The following is a 17,301-nucleotide window of genomic DNA, read 5'->3' on the forward strand; positions in this document are numbered from 1 at the left end:
TTATAGTACGTTCTTGCTTAAAATGAGACGAAGCCTTCGCTATTTAGCAAAAAAGCTCGAATCAAAAATCCGAGCTTTTATGAATCAAGAATAAATTAGGTGTTAGTACACCTCACACCAATCAGATTTCATGTCGATCAGCGTCCAATCATCTCTAGAGTTCGCTTCGTCGAGTGCTTTATCAAGCTTACCAACATGGGATTCGCGATCGTACTTCCACTCACGCTCGGCATCGGTGTGATGAACAATCATTGCCATTGAATTTGGTTGACTGGTTGCCCACTGCATCATCGCTTGGTCGCCGTCTGAATTACCCACAGCTAGAATCGGCTTCTTACCGATAATATGCTGAATGTTGGTGACTTTTCCGGCTTTGTCATCAATCGTCAAAATGGACGAATCTTTGGTCACGGTCGGGTTGCCATCGTTGTAGCTGTAATTGTATTTGAGCGCGCTGCCGATGATCTGTTCTGTAGGAATGTTGTAAGCTTGCGGAGCCCACGCTCGCATGAAGTCAACGCCACCTCCCGACACGATGTAAGTCTTAAAGTCATGCTCTTGCAGATAGGTCAGCATCTCTTTCATTGGCTGGTAAGTTAGGTCTGTGTACGCTTTATTAAAGCGCTCGTCTTTTGCTACCGCCAACCATTGCTTAACGTCTTGCTGGTATTGTTCAACTGTCATACCTGAATGTGTCGCCATGATGATTTTCAATAACCCTTCTTCACCACTGCCCAGAACGCTCTCAATATCCCCTTCAAGTACAAACTTAAACGGTACTTCTGTTTTCCATTCAGGGTGTTCAGGCGCCATCTCTTTTACACGGTCTAGCGCAAAGGCCAGTTGGAAGTAGTATGGCTTTTCTGACCAAAGCGTACCGTCGTTATCGAACACGGCGATGCGATCTTCAATTGCCACAAACGTATCGGATTCAGCTTTGGTGGCTTGGCCAACAAAGTCGACGATGGCGGATTTACTCTCACTGTCTTTCCAAGAAGGCAGCAATGTAGGGTCACAATCTTTAGCAAAAGATGAGAAGGAGATACTGGATAAAATCGCGACTGACAAAAGGGTTATTTTCTTCATAGCACTACCATGTTGTTGAATTAATTACCGGGTTTAATGTAATTCATCCTAGTTGGTCTACTCTGATTTTCCACTTATGAACACTATAACCAGTGTTTATGTTGCTCTTGGTACAGACGTAAAACGAGGGCTGACCTCACAGCCGACCCTCATTGTTTTAACGCTAAATTGAAAGCTTAAAGGCTAGGCGGAGTGCCTTCACCATTGGAAGCGATGGCATCAATTTGCACCAAAGCCCCCATAGGAATATCAGAAACACCGATAACCGTGCGCGCAGGCAATGGGCCGTCAAAATAATGCGTGCAAACGTCATTGAGTACATCTAAATCAGCCATATATCTTAGTTGGATATTAAGCTTCACGATGTCATCCATGACATGTCCAACGCTCTCAACCGCTTCTTTAATATTATTGAGGCACTGCATCGCCTGCTCTTTGGCACCATGCGTCACAATTGCGCCAATTCTAGGGTCAAGCGGCAACTGGGCAGAGATATTGTTGTAGTGAGAAAAAGCCACGGTTTGTGTTGAGATCTCACTGATTGGCGCAGCTTTGGTATTGTTTGCCTTAATCACTATTCCATGGCGATCTTCAACCGCTTGTGGTGGTGTGCCATCGCCGTGTGAAACGGTCGCATCCATCTGTACTAGCGCTCCCATCGCTAAGCCTTCTGCAACCGTCACCGAGCGCGCTGGCATATAGCCGACGGTTCTTGCAATCGCAGAGTCAGGGAAGAAGGTGGTATACACTTCATTGATGGCAGCAAGGTCATCCAAACTTCTCACATGGATATTCACCTTCACAATGTCGTCTAGTGGAACATCAACATTTTCCAAAATCGATTTGATATTTTTTAGACATTGAATAGCGTGCTCTTTGGCTCCACCAACAACGATATTGCCCGATTGAGGATCAATCGGTAGTTGGGCTGAAATATGGTTATAGTGAGAGAAAGCCACCGTCTGAGTTGATAAAGAACTGACTGGTGCGTGTTGGGTGTTTCTTGCGATTTTAACTAACTCACAAGCCGCTTGAGGATAGGTACCTTCACCATTCGAGATCACCGCATCCATTTGCAAATGAGCACCTTCTAGCGGTAAATCGGCTACCGCGAGTGTCGTGCATGTGGGTACATAGTGTTGGAAAAAAGACGCATAGATTTCATTCACTGAGTCAAGATCCGCAATGTTCTTCAAGTATATGTTTACTCTCACAACATCGTGCATGCGGTGTCCAATGCTCTCCACAATCGCTTGAATGTTTAATAAGCACTGTTTTGTTTGATCTTCTAAGGAGCCTGGGATCAGGCTACCTGTTTTAGGATCAATCGGTAATTGAGCAGAGAGGTTATTGTAGTGTGAAAATGCCACTGATTGTGTTGAGAAAGGGCTCAATGGTGCATCTTCAGTGTTTCTTGAAACTTTAATAATATCGGCACTCATGTCGATACATCTCCTATTCGAGTATTGATGTCAGATAGAGCCAATTAGCTGCGTGTTTACCGACATTTCAAAATAAAAGGTACAAAAATAGCCGAACCAATAAATCGTGATAAATATTGGTTCAGCTTAATTCGAGCATCACAGTGGAGGCTCTTACGCCCCCACAAATAAACCCCTACAGAGTGCTTAAGAAGCTACTGATTTTTTCTTCATGATGCTTAACGGTTTCTTGTGTTGGGATAACCGCATCTTTATGTGTGAAGTACACCAAAATCGCCATCTGAGCAGTGAGTCGGTTTTCTGCTTCATCGAACGCCACTGAGTATTCACTTTCTAGTGCGCCGCGAGTCACTTCTTCTTTGTCATTCGCAGGTAGGCAGTGCAGCAACATTGCGCCCGGACGAGCCTTAGCCATTAGCTCTTCTGTAATCACATAGTTAGGCATGAATGCCGCAAGGCGCTCTTCCTTCTCATCCATTTGTGTCACCCAGTAGAAGCTGTCGCCGTACACCACATCACAATCACTGATACGCTCTACATCATCGGTAATTTCAATCTTGCCACCAGACTCTTCACAGAAGTTCAGCGCCATATCGATCCACTCTTGCTCCATGTGGTATTTCTTAGGACCAATTTGCTTAAAGCCCATGCCGTACTTAGCACAGGTCAGCATCAAAGAGCGGCACACATCTGTCGCGTCACCCATGAATGCCAATGTGAGGTCTGACAGTTTACGTCCATCTGTGATGTGCTCTCTGATCGTGTAGAGATCCGCTAGCATTTGAGTTGGGTGGAAACGCGTATCAAGGCCGTTGATTACTGGCACTGTCGACATTTCAAGTAGGCCATCGAGTGTTTCAGGGCTATTGGTACGAGCCATGATGATGTCGCACATACGTGATAACACACGAGACGTATCATCAATCGACTCTTTGCCACCTAAGTGAATATCTTTTGGAGATAGGAATAGTGCGTGACCACCCAGCAATGTTGCCGCCACCTCGAAAGAAACACGTGTACGAGTAGAACCCGCTTCGAAGATCATCCCTACTGATTTGCCTTTAAACAGAGGTGGAATTGCATTGTCTTTACGCGCCTGTTTCAGGTGAGTCATCAGCTCCATCATGTTGTCCATCTCTTCTACAGAGAAGTCTTTCATGGAAACCATGTGCTCTAGGTTTGCTTTGTTTAGTTCAGTTGCGCTAGAAGAAGGTAATTTCATAATAAGTTCCTATTTTTCATAATTTTGTGTGCGGTTTTTTCCGTTCGATTTGATTTCGAATACCTGCCATCACTTTCAAGAACCGCTACGTTTGGATTAAATATTGGTGTTAACGACTTTGTTAAGCCTTTGTTTTCTTTCGATTTTTATTTATAAATTGGTTTTATTGTTCCAACTAAACTCTTGGCACTTGTTGGGTGATGCAATGGATATTGCCGCCACCTAACAAAATTTCTCTAGCTGGAACGCCGTTCACTTCGTAACCGGGATAAATATCTTCTAAGATCCCGATAACATCGTTGTCGTAGCGTTTATCCAATAACGGCAACACAATTTGGTTATTGGTAATCAGGTAATTGGCATACGACGCCGCTAAACGCTCACCCGCTTCTCGCTCCATTCCGTCTGCGATATCGATACCTGCCGCTTCTTCCTCGGTCATGAATAGAGGACCTGGCATTGGCAGTTTGTGTACCTTTATCTGACGCCCTTTTGCATCGGTCTGACTGGTGAGGTAGTCATAGGCTTCATTGCTGATCTCATATTGAGGATCGTTCTTGTCATCGCACCATGTGAGAACGACTTCACCCGGCTTCACGACGTGGAGAATATTGTCGACGTGACCATTGGTTTCATCGTTGTATAAACCACGAGGCAGCCAAATGACTTTCTCAACATTGAGGTGTTCGCAAAGCACTTCCGTCAGCTCTCCTTTACTCATGTCTGGGTTGCGGCTTTCGTGTAATAAGCACTCTTCTGTTGTGTAGAGCGTGCCTTCGCCATCAACATGAATTGAGCCACCTTCAAGAACGATTGGAGCGCGGTATCGAGAGTCACGAATGGTTTCACACATCTTTTGAGCGACTTGGTTGTCGCGGTTCCACGGTGAATACAACCCATCCACAAACCCGCCCCATGCATTGAATTCCCAATCCACACCTCGGCGTTCACCGCTGTCATCAACAACATAAGTCGCCCCGATGTCGCGCATCCAAGAGTCATCCGTCGAGATTTCCAACACTCGAATGTCCTCAGGTAAACGGGATACCGCGTTATCGTATTGCTCAGAGCTCGCTAGCATGGTGACTGGTGTTGTATGGCTTATCTTGGTAGCAACGTCTGCAAAGACCGCTTGTGCTGGTTTTGCACCATTGCGCCAGTTGTCGGTACGCTCTGGCCAAGCCATCCAAATTTCGCTGTGTGGCTCGTGTTCCCCCGGCATTCTGAAGCCATCATGTTTTGGAGTAGTCTCAATCAGTTTTTTCATCGTTATGTCCCCTAAATTATGCTTGAGCTTCTTTTTTATCTTGCGAATCGGCAGCGTCGTTGTCGTCCGAGCCTTGCTGTTTCTTGCGCTTTAGCGCACCGAGTAGAATCCACTCACCAGCGAGAACGGTGGCAATCACGCCAATCAAAACAGGTCCTGTGTATCCCCAATCAGCAACGGTTAGATCAAGCGCCTCAGGGAAAATAAATAAAATCACGGCTTGAAGGATGACGAAGAAACAAACAATGGACATAACCCACTGAGCCGCCATACCACCCGGTACTTTGAATGGACGTTCACGTTGACCATCAACCACACGAAGCTTTAGGTATGCTGGGAACATGAACAGATAAGGAAGTAAGAAGATGCAGCTAGAGAAAGCAAATATCGACCAGAACAGATCATCATTCCCTTGTGCAAACAGTGCGTAAGACAGGATAACGACCGTTGATACGGTACCTGTGATGTTGTTTGCACCAACTGGGGAACCTTTCTCTGATACTTTCGCGACAGGCGCTGGAAGCTCACCTTCTTGAGCGGCTTCTGCTGCAGCTCGGCTAGCACCCATTGTCCAGCTCACCATGTTGCCGATAAGCGTTAACAGAGCGAAAGTTCCGAAGATATAGACCATGGCTGTGCCAAACACGCCACCACCAAAGAGTGTTTTGAAGGTGTCGATAAGGCCCGATACTAAGCCAATGCTTTCGACAGGCAGCGCCATCAAGATGCCTACCGTACCGAAGATGTATAAGAAAGCGGTGATACCGATAGAAAGGAAAACAGCCTTAGGCATGTCGCGAACATCTTTCATTTCTTTAGTCATAGTCGCAACCAGTTCAAAACCCATTAGGTTGAACACAATCGCTGGTAAGAAAGAGACAGCTGAATCCAATGAAGGCATCATTGCGGGTAGCGTAAATTCGTTGGCAACACCGTTTTTCATCGCATAGATGAAACCACCTACACCTAATGTGCTGATCACGATAATTTTTAGTACCGCGCCGATATTCGTAACCCAAACACCTATGTCGGCTGACACATTACAAATCCAAACTGTTAGCCAGGTAAGTAATATACAGATGGCGATTTGGCCCCATAAAGACAGGCCCGGCATAAAGAGTTCGGCAAACATGCCTGCAAACATGATGTATACCGCTGGCATCCATAAGCCAACGTTAATCCAATAAAACCATGTTGTTCTGACTGCCCATTTAAAGTTGAAGGCTTGTTTTACCCAATCGTAAATACCACCTTCACCTGGATAGGTTGTACTTAATTCAGAAGTAATTAAGCCGTATGGGATAACAAAGAAGACCAGCATTAACACCCACCAGCCAATGGCACTGACACCAATACTGGCTGACGCGGTTAATGTGTCGACCACCAAAACTGCACACAGTGTAAAGAGTGCAATTCCCGTAACCCCCATTTTTCCTTGCGTTTCGTTACTCATCTCTTAGCTCCTTAATCTCTAATTCGGGATTAATTAAACGGCAAAGCGATGAAGTGAACTGGGATGAGAATTGAATATCGGTTTTGCACAAACGAATTCGGGTAAAAAACAAAATAAACCCAACAAATATTAGATTTATAATGATAAAAGTCGGAATACTTGATTTTGGTCAATAACCATTCGATTAATAAATACATTTTCTATTTCAAAACCAAGATCACATATCTAGTTAATTTAGAGATAATTAAGGCTTTCTGTGACATATAGGTGACTAAAAACATCAAATATTGAGTACAAATCGAATTGTGATTTTTATCCCCACGACTCCGACAATATTTAAATACAATTCAAACCAACTTATTTGCTATGAGCGAAATATCATTTGGAGAATTAAACATGTCGAAGCCTATTATTGTTGTTGCTGTCGGTGGGAATGCTTTACTACAACGTGGTGAGGTAATGAGTTGCGAAAACCAAAAAAAGAGCATCGCGCAAACCGCCGCTTCTTTGGCTGAACTAAGTAAAGATTACCGTTTGGTTGTTGTGCACGGAAATGGCCCTCAAGTAGGCTTACTCTCGTTGCAGAATAATGCTTACAAAGATTGCCCACCTTACCCATTTGATGTGCTTGGCGCTGAGACGCAAGGGATGATTGGTTATCTTATCCAACAAGGCTTAAACGCTGCGATTCAAGATCGCTTTACCACCACGATCTTAACTCGAATTGTTGTTGACGAAAATGACCCTGCAATTGCTGACCCGACCAAATTTATTGGCCCTGTCTATACAGAAGAACAAGCTAAACAACTCGCCGAAGCCAACCAATGGATTGTGAAGCCTGACGGAGCACACTGGCGCCGCGTGGTTCCGTCCCCTTCACCGAAAGAAGTACTAGAGATAAAAGCCATCAAAGACTTGCTAGAGAAAGAACACTTAATTATTTGTGGCGGTGGTGGCGGTGCTCCAGTCGTCGAGAAAGATGGCGCTTATGTAGGTTTCGAAGCGGTCATCGACAAAGACATGACAGCGGCTCTTATCGCAGAAGAAATCGGCGCAGAACATTTGCTGATCCTCACCGACGGATCTCATGTTTGTTTAGATTGGGGGACCCCAAAAGAAGAGAAGCTTGAAAACGTGTCAGTTGAGCAAATGAAAAAGTACACTTTCCCAGCAGGTTCGATGGGGCCGAAGGTCGACGCATGTTGTCAGTTTGTGGAGAAAACAAAACAACACGGACACATTGGTGACCTGTCGAGTGCATTAGAGATCATAGAAGGAAAAACAGGGACACATATTAAAGCCTAATAACGGCTTATCATGCTTTATATAAATAAAGGGTAACAAAGTCTAAGTTTTGAATATTCCAATTGGAACTTTGATTAAAAACCCTTTATGTTTTTCGTGTTCCAAATAACAGTGAGGACCATTAGATGCGCAAAGTAACCACCGAAGAAAAGTTAATTCGAATTCATGATGCTGTTGTGCAACTAATGGAACGCCGTGAAGCGACTGATATTTCAATGTACGATGTTGCCAAAGAGTGTGGAATGGCAACATCCACGGTTTATCATCACTACCCGAATATTGAAAACTTATTCCACAACTTGTTAGACGACGTATTTATTGACTTCGATTCTCTGCTCGGTAAATGTATAGATGTGGAACATGTTAATCACTGGACTGATATCAATCGTATGATTGAAACAGCGTATGTGAATTACTATAACAATCACCCGATTGCTAAAAAGCTTATTTTAGGTCGTCATACATTTACAGAGTTAGGTCATGCAGACACAGAGAATGACTTAATTTTGGGCAAAGAAGTAGAAACGATTTATCGACAGTTCTTTGATGTTCCTCAGTTACCGCAATCAATCAATGTCTTCGCTATCTCGCTGCAAGTTGCTGATAAAATTTACTCTTTGTCCTATCGTCAACACGGTCACATTACTCCAGAGCTTGCAAATGAAGCCATCCGACTCACGGAATCATACCTACAATTGTACATTCCTCACATTTGCCCTAAAACGATGAAAAGCCAAACCCACTAGTCTTCAACAAAGGCTGTTTTGAGGTTTACCCCAACCTCAAATGTCGTTATGGTGATTTGTAATACATCATAAAAACAAGGACAGTCTGAGAGCTATGAACAGTACGATTGAGACCATTTTGGGGCACCGCTCCATTCGCCAATATACGGACCAACCAATAGAACAACAGCACCTCGATTTAATTGTTCAGGCAGGCCTTGCCGCGTCGTCATCGAGCTTACTGCAGGCTGTTTCTATCGTGAGAGTGACAGACAAAGAGAAGCGCAAACTGTTAGCAGAATACGCAGGCAACCAAGCTTATGTGGAGAGTGCTGCCGAGTTTTTGGTGTTTTGTATCGACTATCAACGCCACGCTCAGATTAACCCAGAAGTAAAAACCGACTTTACCGAGCTTACCCTGATTGGCGCCGTTGATTCTGGCATCATGGCGCAAAACTGTATGCTGGCGGCTGAGTCTCTTGGTTTAGGTGGCGTGTACATCGGTGGCTTGCGTAACAGTGCGCAACAAGTCGATGAACTACTGGAACTACCGCAACACACGGCCGTGCTATTTGGTATGTGTTTAGGTCACCCTGCGCAGCAGCCTGAAATAAAACCTCGCCTTCCTGCTCACGTGGTGATGCACGAAAACCAATATCAGCCGTTGAGCTTAGACGAAATCGCACGCTACGACGATTCGATGCAGAGCTACTACGCAAACCGCTCAAGTAATCAAAAGCAAAGCAGCTGGTCACAGCAGATCACACAAAAGCTGTCTGGTGAATCTCGCCCTCATATTCTGCCTTACTTGAACAGCAAGCTGCTGACCAAGCGATAGATCGAGAGCAGATCTAAAGACAGAAAAAGATTCCGATGAACGAGCTCTGTTTTCGCCATCACAAACAAAAATGTCAGCGTATTATGCGCTGACATTTTTCTTTTCTATGAGGTCGATTCTCTTAGAGATATTTCTCTATCGGGAGAAGCTGTAAGAAGCCTGACTGCATTCGTTCCCATTTTCCTGTTTCTGGCTCGCTGTCCCAACTTTGGTCACCTGAGTACCAATACACGTCACCGTCTTCAAGTTCCAAGCGCCAACTGTTGTCTTCGCTCATCGCCTGTTCGATGGTTTCAGCTAGTGTTTCAGCAATCGCTTTGTTCTCGATGATTAGCACCGATTCCGTGTTGAGGTAGGTCGAACGTAGGTTGAAGTTAAATGAGCCAATACTCGCGATACTGCGGTCAAATACGACAGATTTAGCATGCAGACCATAAGCCGTTTCAGGCGCACATTTAGACACGTCTTGGGTAGATGCTTCACACAACTTGGAATCTGGTTTTAGCTCAAACAAGTCGATGCCATGTTCTAACATGTCGTAGCGTCGACCCGCGTAAGCAGAGTGATTGGTCACCAAGTCATTCGAGGCCATTGAGTTGGTCAGTGCCTTTATCTCAACGCCTTCGTTGTTCAACGTTTGCCATTCTTCTAACTGACCGTCATCGAATACCAGGTAAGCCGACTCAAGCAAGATCTCTTGTTTCGATTCGCTTGCGAGCTGTCCTAACAGAACCGCCGTTGCTTTAGGTTCATCAGTATTGTCTGAATCGACAGGCACAGGGCGGTCGTAAGCAAAACGAGCATTCACCCAAGTCATCTCATTAAGCGCCTCTTTCAGCAAGCTATCTGCCGCTTCGCGATTTAAGGGTAACTCTGGGTAGTTTTTGTATTGTGGAACGGTGATATCGTCAATCTTTGAAAGATCCGGTTGTTCGTCGTCACCCAGCATATCAACAGGGTAAGACCAACGGCTGTCCCAATACTCAATAAAGCTGGTTTGGATCGTGGTAACGACTGAGCCCATCACCAATACATCACGATCTCGGAAGTTGATCTCGTCAGAAAGGTCGAAGTATTCATCACCAATATTACGCCCACCAACTACTGACAAGGTGCCATCAACGGTAAACGACTTGTTGTGCATACGACGGTTTAAGCGAGAGAAATCGCCAAGGAAGCTCAACCACTTACTGAAACCACGGCGTGTTGGGGTTGGGTTGAAGATTCGGATCTCGACGTTTTGGTGTGCATCCAGTGCCGATAATAAGCCTTCACGCTCATTGAGGTTAATGTCGTCCAACATCACTCGCACCTTAACACCACGATCAGCTGCGGCTAACAAACGACTCGCTAGGTATCTGCCCGATTCGTCAGAGTTCCAAATATAGTATTGAATATCAATGGTGTGCTCTGCACTTTCAACCAACGCCAAACGCTGTGCTAATGCATCCCAACCGGATTCTTGTAAGCGAACGGCGGTAGTCGCCTGCTCTGATGCTTGTGGTTGATATTCATCCGCTAAAACCGACAAAGTGCTTGGTCCATAAGAGGTGTACGGTTCTGCTGGGTGGTCAATGCCTTCTGGTAATGAAGAACAGCCGCCCAAAATAGCGGCCAAAACTAAGGTTAAACTGATGCGTTGGAGCACAGGCATGTGTCTGACTTCCTTTTCACGATGACGTCTTTAGAAACTGTCCCGACAGCTTTCGACTCACAAGCTGTTCAGGTCTATTCATTGATTATTACTGCTAAAGCCTGAAATTTATAGGTAATTATCCACTATAAATGAAACATCAGCACTCCGTCGCGAGCAGCACATCACTAAACCGCGCCCTGAAACCTTCATCTTGGTTCTGAAATTACTGCACTCTCAGCTGTTCGATACCCAAGCAGTAAAGGCCTAAAGGCTTCCTCACCATCTCGACCGTAATTTCCGTTCTATCTGGGTTGCAGTTGAGTGCTAGCGCATAGCCATGCAGGTAGTCCACCAGCAAATGAAGAGCGTCTTCCGATTGTTCTGATGTTAACTCCAAAGGGCTCATTACCGCTTCAAAGCGCTCGCTAAACACCTCAACAGGCCCAAGAGATTTCATCGTCAGCAGGGTTTCGAGCAACCCTCGATAGTCATTCAACACCGACAGATAACTCACGCTGAGTTGATAAAGGTTCTCTTGCCACACTTGGTTTTGCTCAGGCTGCGCAACTTCTCCTACCAAAGACACAGTGATCGATTCCAAGAGATCATTTTTATTCTTGAAGTAGTGGTAAATCGCCATCGCATCCACACCGAGCTCTGTCGCTAACCCTCGAATACTCGGTACTTTGCCACTTTCGCGCATCATGCTTTTGGCCGTATCTAAGATCTTGTCAGCGCTGAGTTGGCTTGATCCACTCTTTGGTCGACCTCGCTTTTGATCCTTGACAGTCATAACACCACCTCTTAAACTTAATTTCTACACTGTAGAATATTTTAATTTATTACGGTGTGGTTGCCAAGTTCCTGTTCAATTTCGGAGTTAAAAATGTCAAATATTGTCTTTATCGGCGCGAGTCTTGATGGTTACATTGCAGACAAACAAGGTGGCCTAGATTGGTTACACGCGATCCCAAATCCAGAGAGCGATGACATGGGTTACAACGCCCATACTGATCGCATTGATGCTTTGGTCATGGGCCGTAACACGATGGATATGGTGTTGAGCTTCGGTATTGATTGGCCTTACAGCAAGCCGGTATATGTCCTGAGTAACACCTTGACGGAAGTGCCTAAGGAACTGGAAGGTAAAGTGTTTCTGATGAAGGGCGAGTTAACTCAGATCATCGAGGGTCTGAACAGCAAAGGCATGAACAACCTTTACATTGATGGCGGCGTCACCATTCAAAACTTCATAAAAGAAGACCTGATTGACGAACTGATCATCTCGACGATTCCCGTCGTTCTTGGTGGTGGCTCCCCTTTGTTTGGTGACTTAGTTTCTCCTCTCGACTTTACACTGAAAGGCGTCACGACTTACCTTGATGAGATTGTACAAACTCACTACTTGCGTAAGCGTTAAACGGCTAACCCACATACTCGGGTTAATTATACTGATGAGCCAAAACTGACTTGGCTCATCATGAAATACCATCATGCTTGCTAGATTATCCCCCTGCCCACTTTGCCTTAGCTCTTGCCCAAGGCCGTTCTATATTCTATTGACAAGATATGCCGACATTGACATTCTGTAATGCTGCGTTGATTTTGCCGCACTAGCTGCACTGCAGTTCTAACTTTTTCAAGATAGGTAAAATATGAACTACCCAAGCACTCTTCCAGCACCTCACAAAACACTTCTTATCAAAGTGATTGATGTCTTGTCTCGAGACCCTCGAATTTGTGGTATTGCCGCAAGCGGATCTTTTGGATCTGACTCGATGGACAAATACAGCGACTTAGACTTTGTTATCGCAATCAACCCAGCCGACTACGAAAGCGTGATGCAAGAACGATTCGACATTCTTGATAACATTGGCGGTAAAGTTGCGGCATTTACTGGTGAACACGTTGGCGAGCCACGCTTAATTGTGTCGATATTTGGCCCAGAACCAGTACACGTTGATTTCAAATTTGTCTCTCTACCAGATGCAGCCGTTCGAGTTGATAACAACCATGTGTTATGGGAACGAGATAGCTTATTGACCGATGTATTCAGTACCGCTGAACCACACTATCCACAACCAGATCCACAATGGATTGAAGATCGCTTCTGGATCTGGACGCACTATGCAGCAACCAAAATTGCTCGTGGGGAATACTTCGAGACGGTTGAATTCCTCTCCTTCCTTCGTCAAAACGTGTTATCTCCGTTAGCCCTCAAGCAAGCTGGGCTGACGCCATCTGGCGTGAGAAAAATTGAAGAGCGACTGCCTGAATTTACACAAGCACTCGTAAAAACAGTCGCAATGCCAGAACGTGACGCATTGATCCCTGCACTCAAACAAGCTGTCACACTGTACCTTGAGTTAAGAGGTAACGAGCAAGTCAACATTGATGATCACGCTCAGTCATTTTGTCTTCAATATGTGGAAGATGAACTGAGCTAGTTCATACCAAATGAATCCACCCAAAGGGTGTAATTGTTCATCAACCAAAAACGCCGAGAGTGATTTGCTCTCGGCGTTTGTATGTTGCCCTTTGTAATCTGTTCGCCGCTTTTTGTTCGATGTAATGTATTCGCTATAGCCTTTAAATTGTCCTTCCAACCCGCAATAAAATCCTCCCTACCAAAACCTCCCCTAAAGTAGTACCATTTATCGTATCTCATTCTTAATGGTATCTGGGTCTTATGAAGCTTTTAGTCGATCGTACTGGTGAACAGTTTTTAGAAATTCTGGAAGAATCGGGAGACAAACTGACGGTTCAATTCATTAGCAATGAAGGCAATCGAAAGGGTAAACCGTTCCAAGATAGCTTGAGTGGCTTGTTCCTCACAGGTTGGAAGCCTCGCACGACCTCAACTGCCATTGGCCTAGAACGCTTTAAGCAAGGCAAGCTACAAGACCCGAAAGTGAGCTTTGCGCTTCACCAACTCTACCCGCTCGGCCGAGATGTAAAATTGCCTTCTGGTGATATTGCAACAGTCGCAAGTTATGCGAACACTCACAGCGATGGCTACTACATGTTTGTGCGCCTTAATGACGAATTGAAACGCCTGAAGATGACGCCAGAATGGGAACTGCTCCCTTCCGTTGTGAGATTAGCCCTGCCTTATTACCCTGCCCCAAGAAGTCAGCAAGAACTCGACAACATTGATGATTTTGATGCTTGGGCGGGCGGGTTTTAATCTTCATTCAAGGTAAAAAGTTACATTGGATGTTGGGTATGAAGAAAACCCAGACCTCTAATCAAAGATGCTTTTCCTAAAAGAAGTCCGCGTCATATTTAACACTACTCACCCACCCACTTGCCACTGATAAATATATTTCATTATTGCAATTCTTGACGGGAAGAGATTTTTGCATGTTGCTTCAGGTAAACACCAAACCAGTTTAAGCAATATGACTTGCTTTATGAAAACATTCTAAGAGAAAGACACATCACTTCTGCCTAAAACAACGCTATTAAAATAAAAACAAAAATTTACGATCAATTGAAAATTATCAATCGATAGTCGCCGAACCAATTCTACTTTGCTTCGAATACTTAAAATGTATTTTGATGCATCATGCAACCCTCACATTAGCCAAGCCATCAACCAATTAAGCAAATATTCATCAAAAGACCAACCATCAAGATTGATTTACATCAAGTTAGCATTTGATTTACACAATTCATACCTCAGGTGGGTGATGCCAACGCAACCATATTTTTTTAACGTGATTTCAATGCTAGGAACGGCACCTGAAAATATGGAGGCACTATGGAAGTATCTAAAACAGCTATTGCGTTGACACTAGCGACCAGCTCATTGTTGACAGCTTGTAGTGACAATGACAGCGCTTCTTTAAATAACACTGACCACGGGCAATATTCTATAACCGCCATTGACGGTTACCTTAAAAATGCCAAAGTTTGGCTCGATATCAATCATAACTTTGAACACGATCCCGCAACCGAACCTGTCGCCTATTCTAATGGTGAGGGCGTGGCGAACCTTGAATTGGATGGCTTCGAACTGCATGGGCTAAGCCCACAAGAGTATCCTGTTGTCGTGGCGGCAATTGCCAACCTTACAGAAGATCTTTCTAATCCAGGTCAAACAGTCACTTCCGACTTTCTTTTGTCAGCCCCCATAGGGGAAGATACCGTCACTCCTCTTAGTACCTTGGTACATCTGCATATCACTCAAAATTTCGCGGCAGGTACTGACACGACAAAAGAGGAAGCGGTAAGCCACGTTGCCAACACTTTCAACCTCTCACCTTCGCAAGTACTTGGGGATTATATTGCAAGTAACGACGGTTCTTCAGAAGATAATGAGACGCTATTTATCGCAGAGAATATTGTCGCTTCTCATGTTTTGAACCTTAACTCACAGCAACTTGAACAATTGGCTAACACACCTACTGGCGAATCCGAGTTAGATGAAAAGCTAACCGTGGTTTCCGACAAAATTCAGCACGCACTCGAAACAACTGGGACAGAAAGCCCTGTGTATACAGAACAGGATTTCACTCAAGATGATGACGGAGATGGCGTTATTAATGTTGACGATCTATATCCCAATGACTCTTCCAAAGCAGGCGATCCTGACAACGACGGAGTCGATAGCATCCTAGATTTATTTCCCTACGATCCTAGAGAACATGCCGACAACGACTTAGACGAAATTGGTGACAATGCCGATACCGATGATGATAACGATGGTATTTCGGACGATTTAGATGAATACCCTTATGACATATCACGGGCGGGTGACCCTGATGGTGATGGCTACGACACGTTGGTTGATGCATTTCCCAATGATTCAACAGAATGGCAAGACAGCGATAAGGACAATGTGGGCGACAACCAAGACCTGTTCGACGATGACCCGACTGAGTGGAGTGATTTCGACCAAGATGGCGTTGGCGATACAGCCGACCTTGATGACGATAACGATGGTTACCCAGATCTAGAAGACCAATTCCCTAACGATGAAATGCAAGCAGGGGACAACGATAACGACGGAATTGACTCTGTCACAGACAACTGCCCTTTCGATGCCAATCCTTCACAGTCTGATATGGATGAGGATGGAATTGGAGACGCATGTGATAGTCATTCACAGCTTGACGCTACATGGAATCAAACTAAATGGAACCAATCAAACTGGCAGTAACCTTGCCTAAGGATAGAATTATGCGAAATATAAAACGGAACCTGGTCACTACTCTTTTGCTCACCACCACTTCCATAAGTTTGGCCCATGCCCAAGAGCTTGTTACCTTTTCAGCAGGAACCCCAGCGAAGGCAGAAGAAGTGAATGCTAACTTCTTATACCTTGAGGAAAAAATTGAAGCAGCTAATAATAGTGAAGACTCAACGGTATCTATTAACTGCAGTGATGATAGTCAGGCACTAAAAAACCTGCTGGACTCGACCTATTACCCAAGCCCGCTCACTGTAACATTCAGTGGTAATTGCACAGGCCCAATTACCATCAACAAAGACAACCTGCTTTTAAGTGGTGAAGACGGCAGTGTGATCTCTGGTGCAGTTGAAACAGCTGATGACCCAGAGCTCTACGCTTTGATTATTTTAGGTAAAAGTAATATTTCTTTTCAAAACTTTAATATTGCCTCGGGTATGATCGATATCGACAGAAACAGCTATGTTAAGTTAAGCAATGTTGCCCTTCCTGCACCTCAAATACTAGATGGTGAAGTGCTGGACAATATCTACATTAATTCATCAAACCTACGAATAAAACAAGGTAGCTTAGATAACCTTAAACTCGGTGCTTATCATGGTTCGTATATCCGTTTTGATAAAAACCTCACTGGTATATCACAATCAATTAGACTCGCTGGCAACTCTGTTTTAAAAAACAAGTTAAGCCCTTTAAACATTAATGATTCTTTAGAGCTTTACCTAAATGCGACCTTTTATGGCGGAGAATTAAAGGCGCATTCACTGGAGGTTGCAGACAGCTCGACGCTTGAAGCAGAAAGCATCTTGCTCTCAGGCTTTCTTGCTCTGAATGCAAACTCTTCTCTCTCTGTTGAAAAAATAGAAGCGAAAGCTATGGAATGCCACGCTGCTTCTTTTTACCTACCAGGCGATTTTACACTGACAGGTATAGACGAAGAGGCGGGCTTTGCATCATTTGAGGCTTATCATGGTTGCAATGCTGAGATAGAAGGAAGTGTTATCTTTGATGGATTATATGGAGTAGAGGCATGGAATAGCCGAGCCAACATCGGTGAGCATAGTGCCATAGATCACTACGACCTATAACTTATATAAGAAGAAAGACATAAAGATAGGTACTAGGTCATACAT

At 44.6% G+C, this 17,301-nt stretch carries 15 protein-coding genes; 8 read left to right on the forward strand and 7 right to left on the reverse strand.

Annotation, left to right across the window (positions count from 1 at the left end):
- Nucleotides 1-102: 102 nt before the first annotated feature.
- The 5 genes from L1D37_RS07880 to L1D37_RS07900 form a co-directional block, all read right to left on the reverse strand.
- Complete coding sequence (locus L1D37_RS07880) at nucleotides 103-1,086, reverse strand: HAD family hydrolase (RefSeq protein WP_239847481.1); 984 nt, start codon at nucleotides 1,084-1,086, stop codon at nucleotides 103-105.
- Nucleotides 1,087-1,262: 176 nt separating this feature from the next.
- Nucleotides 1,263-2,528, reverse strand: coding sequence for a RidA family protein (locus L1D37_RS07885; protein WP_239847482.1), 1,266 nt, complete (start codon nucleotides 2,526-2,528; stop codon nucleotides 1,263-1,265).
- 175 nt (nucleotides 2,529-2,703) lie between these two features.
- Nucleotides 2,704-3,750, reverse strand: a complete 1,047-nt coding sequence (argF, locus tag L1D37_RS07890) for an ornithine carbamoyltransferase (RefSeq protein ID WP_017078525.1) — start codon at nucleotides 3,748-3,750, stop codon at nucleotides 2,704-2,706.
- 175 nt (nucleotides 3,751-3,925) lie between these two features.
- Complete coding sequence (aguA, locus tag L1D37_RS07895) at nucleotides 3,926-5,017, reverse strand: agmatine deiminase (RefSeq protein ID WP_239847483.1); 1,092 nt, start codon at nucleotides 5,015-5,017, stop codon at nucleotides 3,926-3,928.
- A gap of 16 nt (nucleotides 5,018-5,033) precedes the next feature.
- Nucleotides 5,034-6,470, reverse strand: coding sequence for an APC family permease (locus L1D37_RS07900; protein WP_239847484.1), 1,437 nt, complete (start codon nucleotides 6,468-6,470; stop codon nucleotides 5,034-5,036).
- 396 nt (nucleotides 6,471-6,866) lie between these two features.
- Between L1D37_RS07900 and arcC the strand changes: the two genes are divergently transcribed.
- The 3 genes from arcC (at nucleotide 6,867) to nfsA (ending at nucleotide 9,338) form a co-directional block, all read left to right on the forward strand.
- Nucleotides 6,867-7,775, forward strand: a complete 909-nt coding sequence (gene arcC, locus L1D37_RS07905) for a carbamate kinase (RefSeq protein ID WP_239847485.1) — start codon at nucleotides 6,867-6,869, stop codon at nucleotides 7,773-7,775.
- A gap of 125 nt (nucleotides 7,776-7,900) precedes the next feature.
- Nucleotides 7,901-8,521, forward strand: a complete 621-nt coding sequence (locus tag L1D37_RS07910) for a TetR/AcrR family transcriptional regulator (RefSeq protein WP_176679185.1) — start codon at nucleotides 7,901-7,903, stop codon at nucleotides 8,519-8,521.
- Nucleotides 8,522-8,615: 94 nt separating this feature from the next.
- Nucleotides 8,616-9,338 (forward strand): oxygen-insensitive NADPH nitroreductase, encoded by a 723-nt coding sequence (gene nfsA, locus L1D37_RS07915; protein WP_239847486.1) that lies wholly within the window; start codon nucleotides 8,616-8,618, stop codon nucleotides 9,336-9,338.
- A gap of 121 nt (nucleotides 9,339-9,459) precedes the next feature.
- On the opposite strand, the gene L1D37_RS07920 is transcribed toward nfsA, so the two are convergent.
- Together L1D37_RS07920 and L1D37_RS07925 are read right to left on the reverse strand one after the other, a co-directional pair.
- Nucleotides 9,460-10,992, reverse strand: a complete 1,533-nt coding sequence (locus tag L1D37_RS07920; protein WP_239847487.1) for a phospholipase D family protein — start codon at nucleotides 10,990-10,992, stop codon at nucleotides 9,460-9,462.
- A 205-nt stretch (nucleotides 10,993-11,197) separates the two neighbouring features.
- Complete coding sequence (locus tag L1D37_RS07925; protein ID WP_239847488.1) at nucleotides 11,198-11,767, reverse strand: TetR/AcrR family transcriptional regulator; 570 nt, start codon at nucleotides 11,765-11,767, stop codon at nucleotides 11,198-11,200.
- Between the two features lie 93 nt (nucleotides 11,768-11,860).
- On the opposite strand from L1D37_RS07925, the gene L1D37_RS07930 reads away from it, so the two are divergent.
- From L1D37_RS07930 to L1D37_RS07950, 5 genes are all read left to right on the forward strand, one after another.
- Complete coding sequence (locus L1D37_RS07930) at nucleotides 11,861-12,394, forward strand: dihydrofolate reductase family protein (protein ID WP_239847489.1); 534 nt, start codon at nucleotides 11,861-11,863, stop codon at nucleotides 12,392-12,394.
- A 235-nt stretch (nucleotides 12,395-12,629) separates the two neighbouring features.
- Entirely contained in the window at nucleotides 12,630-13,421 is a 792-nt protein-coding gene (locus L1D37_RS07935) for an oxalate:formate antiporter (RefSeq protein WP_239847490.1), read from the forward strand.
- A 242-nt stretch (nucleotides 13,422-13,663) separates the two neighbouring features.
- Complete coding sequence (locus L1D37_RS07940) at nucleotides 13,664-14,161, forward strand: hypothetical protein (RefSeq protein ID WP_176679180.1); 498 nt, start codon at nucleotides 13,664-13,666, stop codon at nucleotides 14,159-14,161.
- 576 nt (nucleotides 14,162-14,737) lie between these two features.
- On the forward strand, nucleotides 14,738-16,138 hold the full coding sequence (locus L1D37_RS07945) for a thrombospondin type 3 repeat-containing protein (protein ID WP_239847491.1): 1,401 nt from the start codon (nucleotides 14,738-14,740) through the stop codon (nucleotides 16,136-16,138).
- Nucleotides 16,114-17,256, forward strand: coding sequence for a hypothetical protein (locus L1D37_RS07950; protein WP_239847492.1), 1,143 nt, complete (start codon nucleotides 16,114-16,116; stop codon nucleotides 17,254-17,256). The genes L1D37_RS07945 and L1D37_RS07950 overlap by 25 nt, the downstream gene beginning before the upstream one ends.
- The last annotated feature ends 45 nt before the right edge of the window (nucleotides 17,257-17,301 follow it).

The organism is Vibrio sp. Isolate33, assembly GCF_022397895.1.
In the GTDB taxonomy this organism is placed as follows: domain Bacteria; phylum Pseudomonadota; class Gammaproteobacteria; order Enterobacterales; family Vibrionaceae; genus Vibrio; species Vibrio pomeroyi.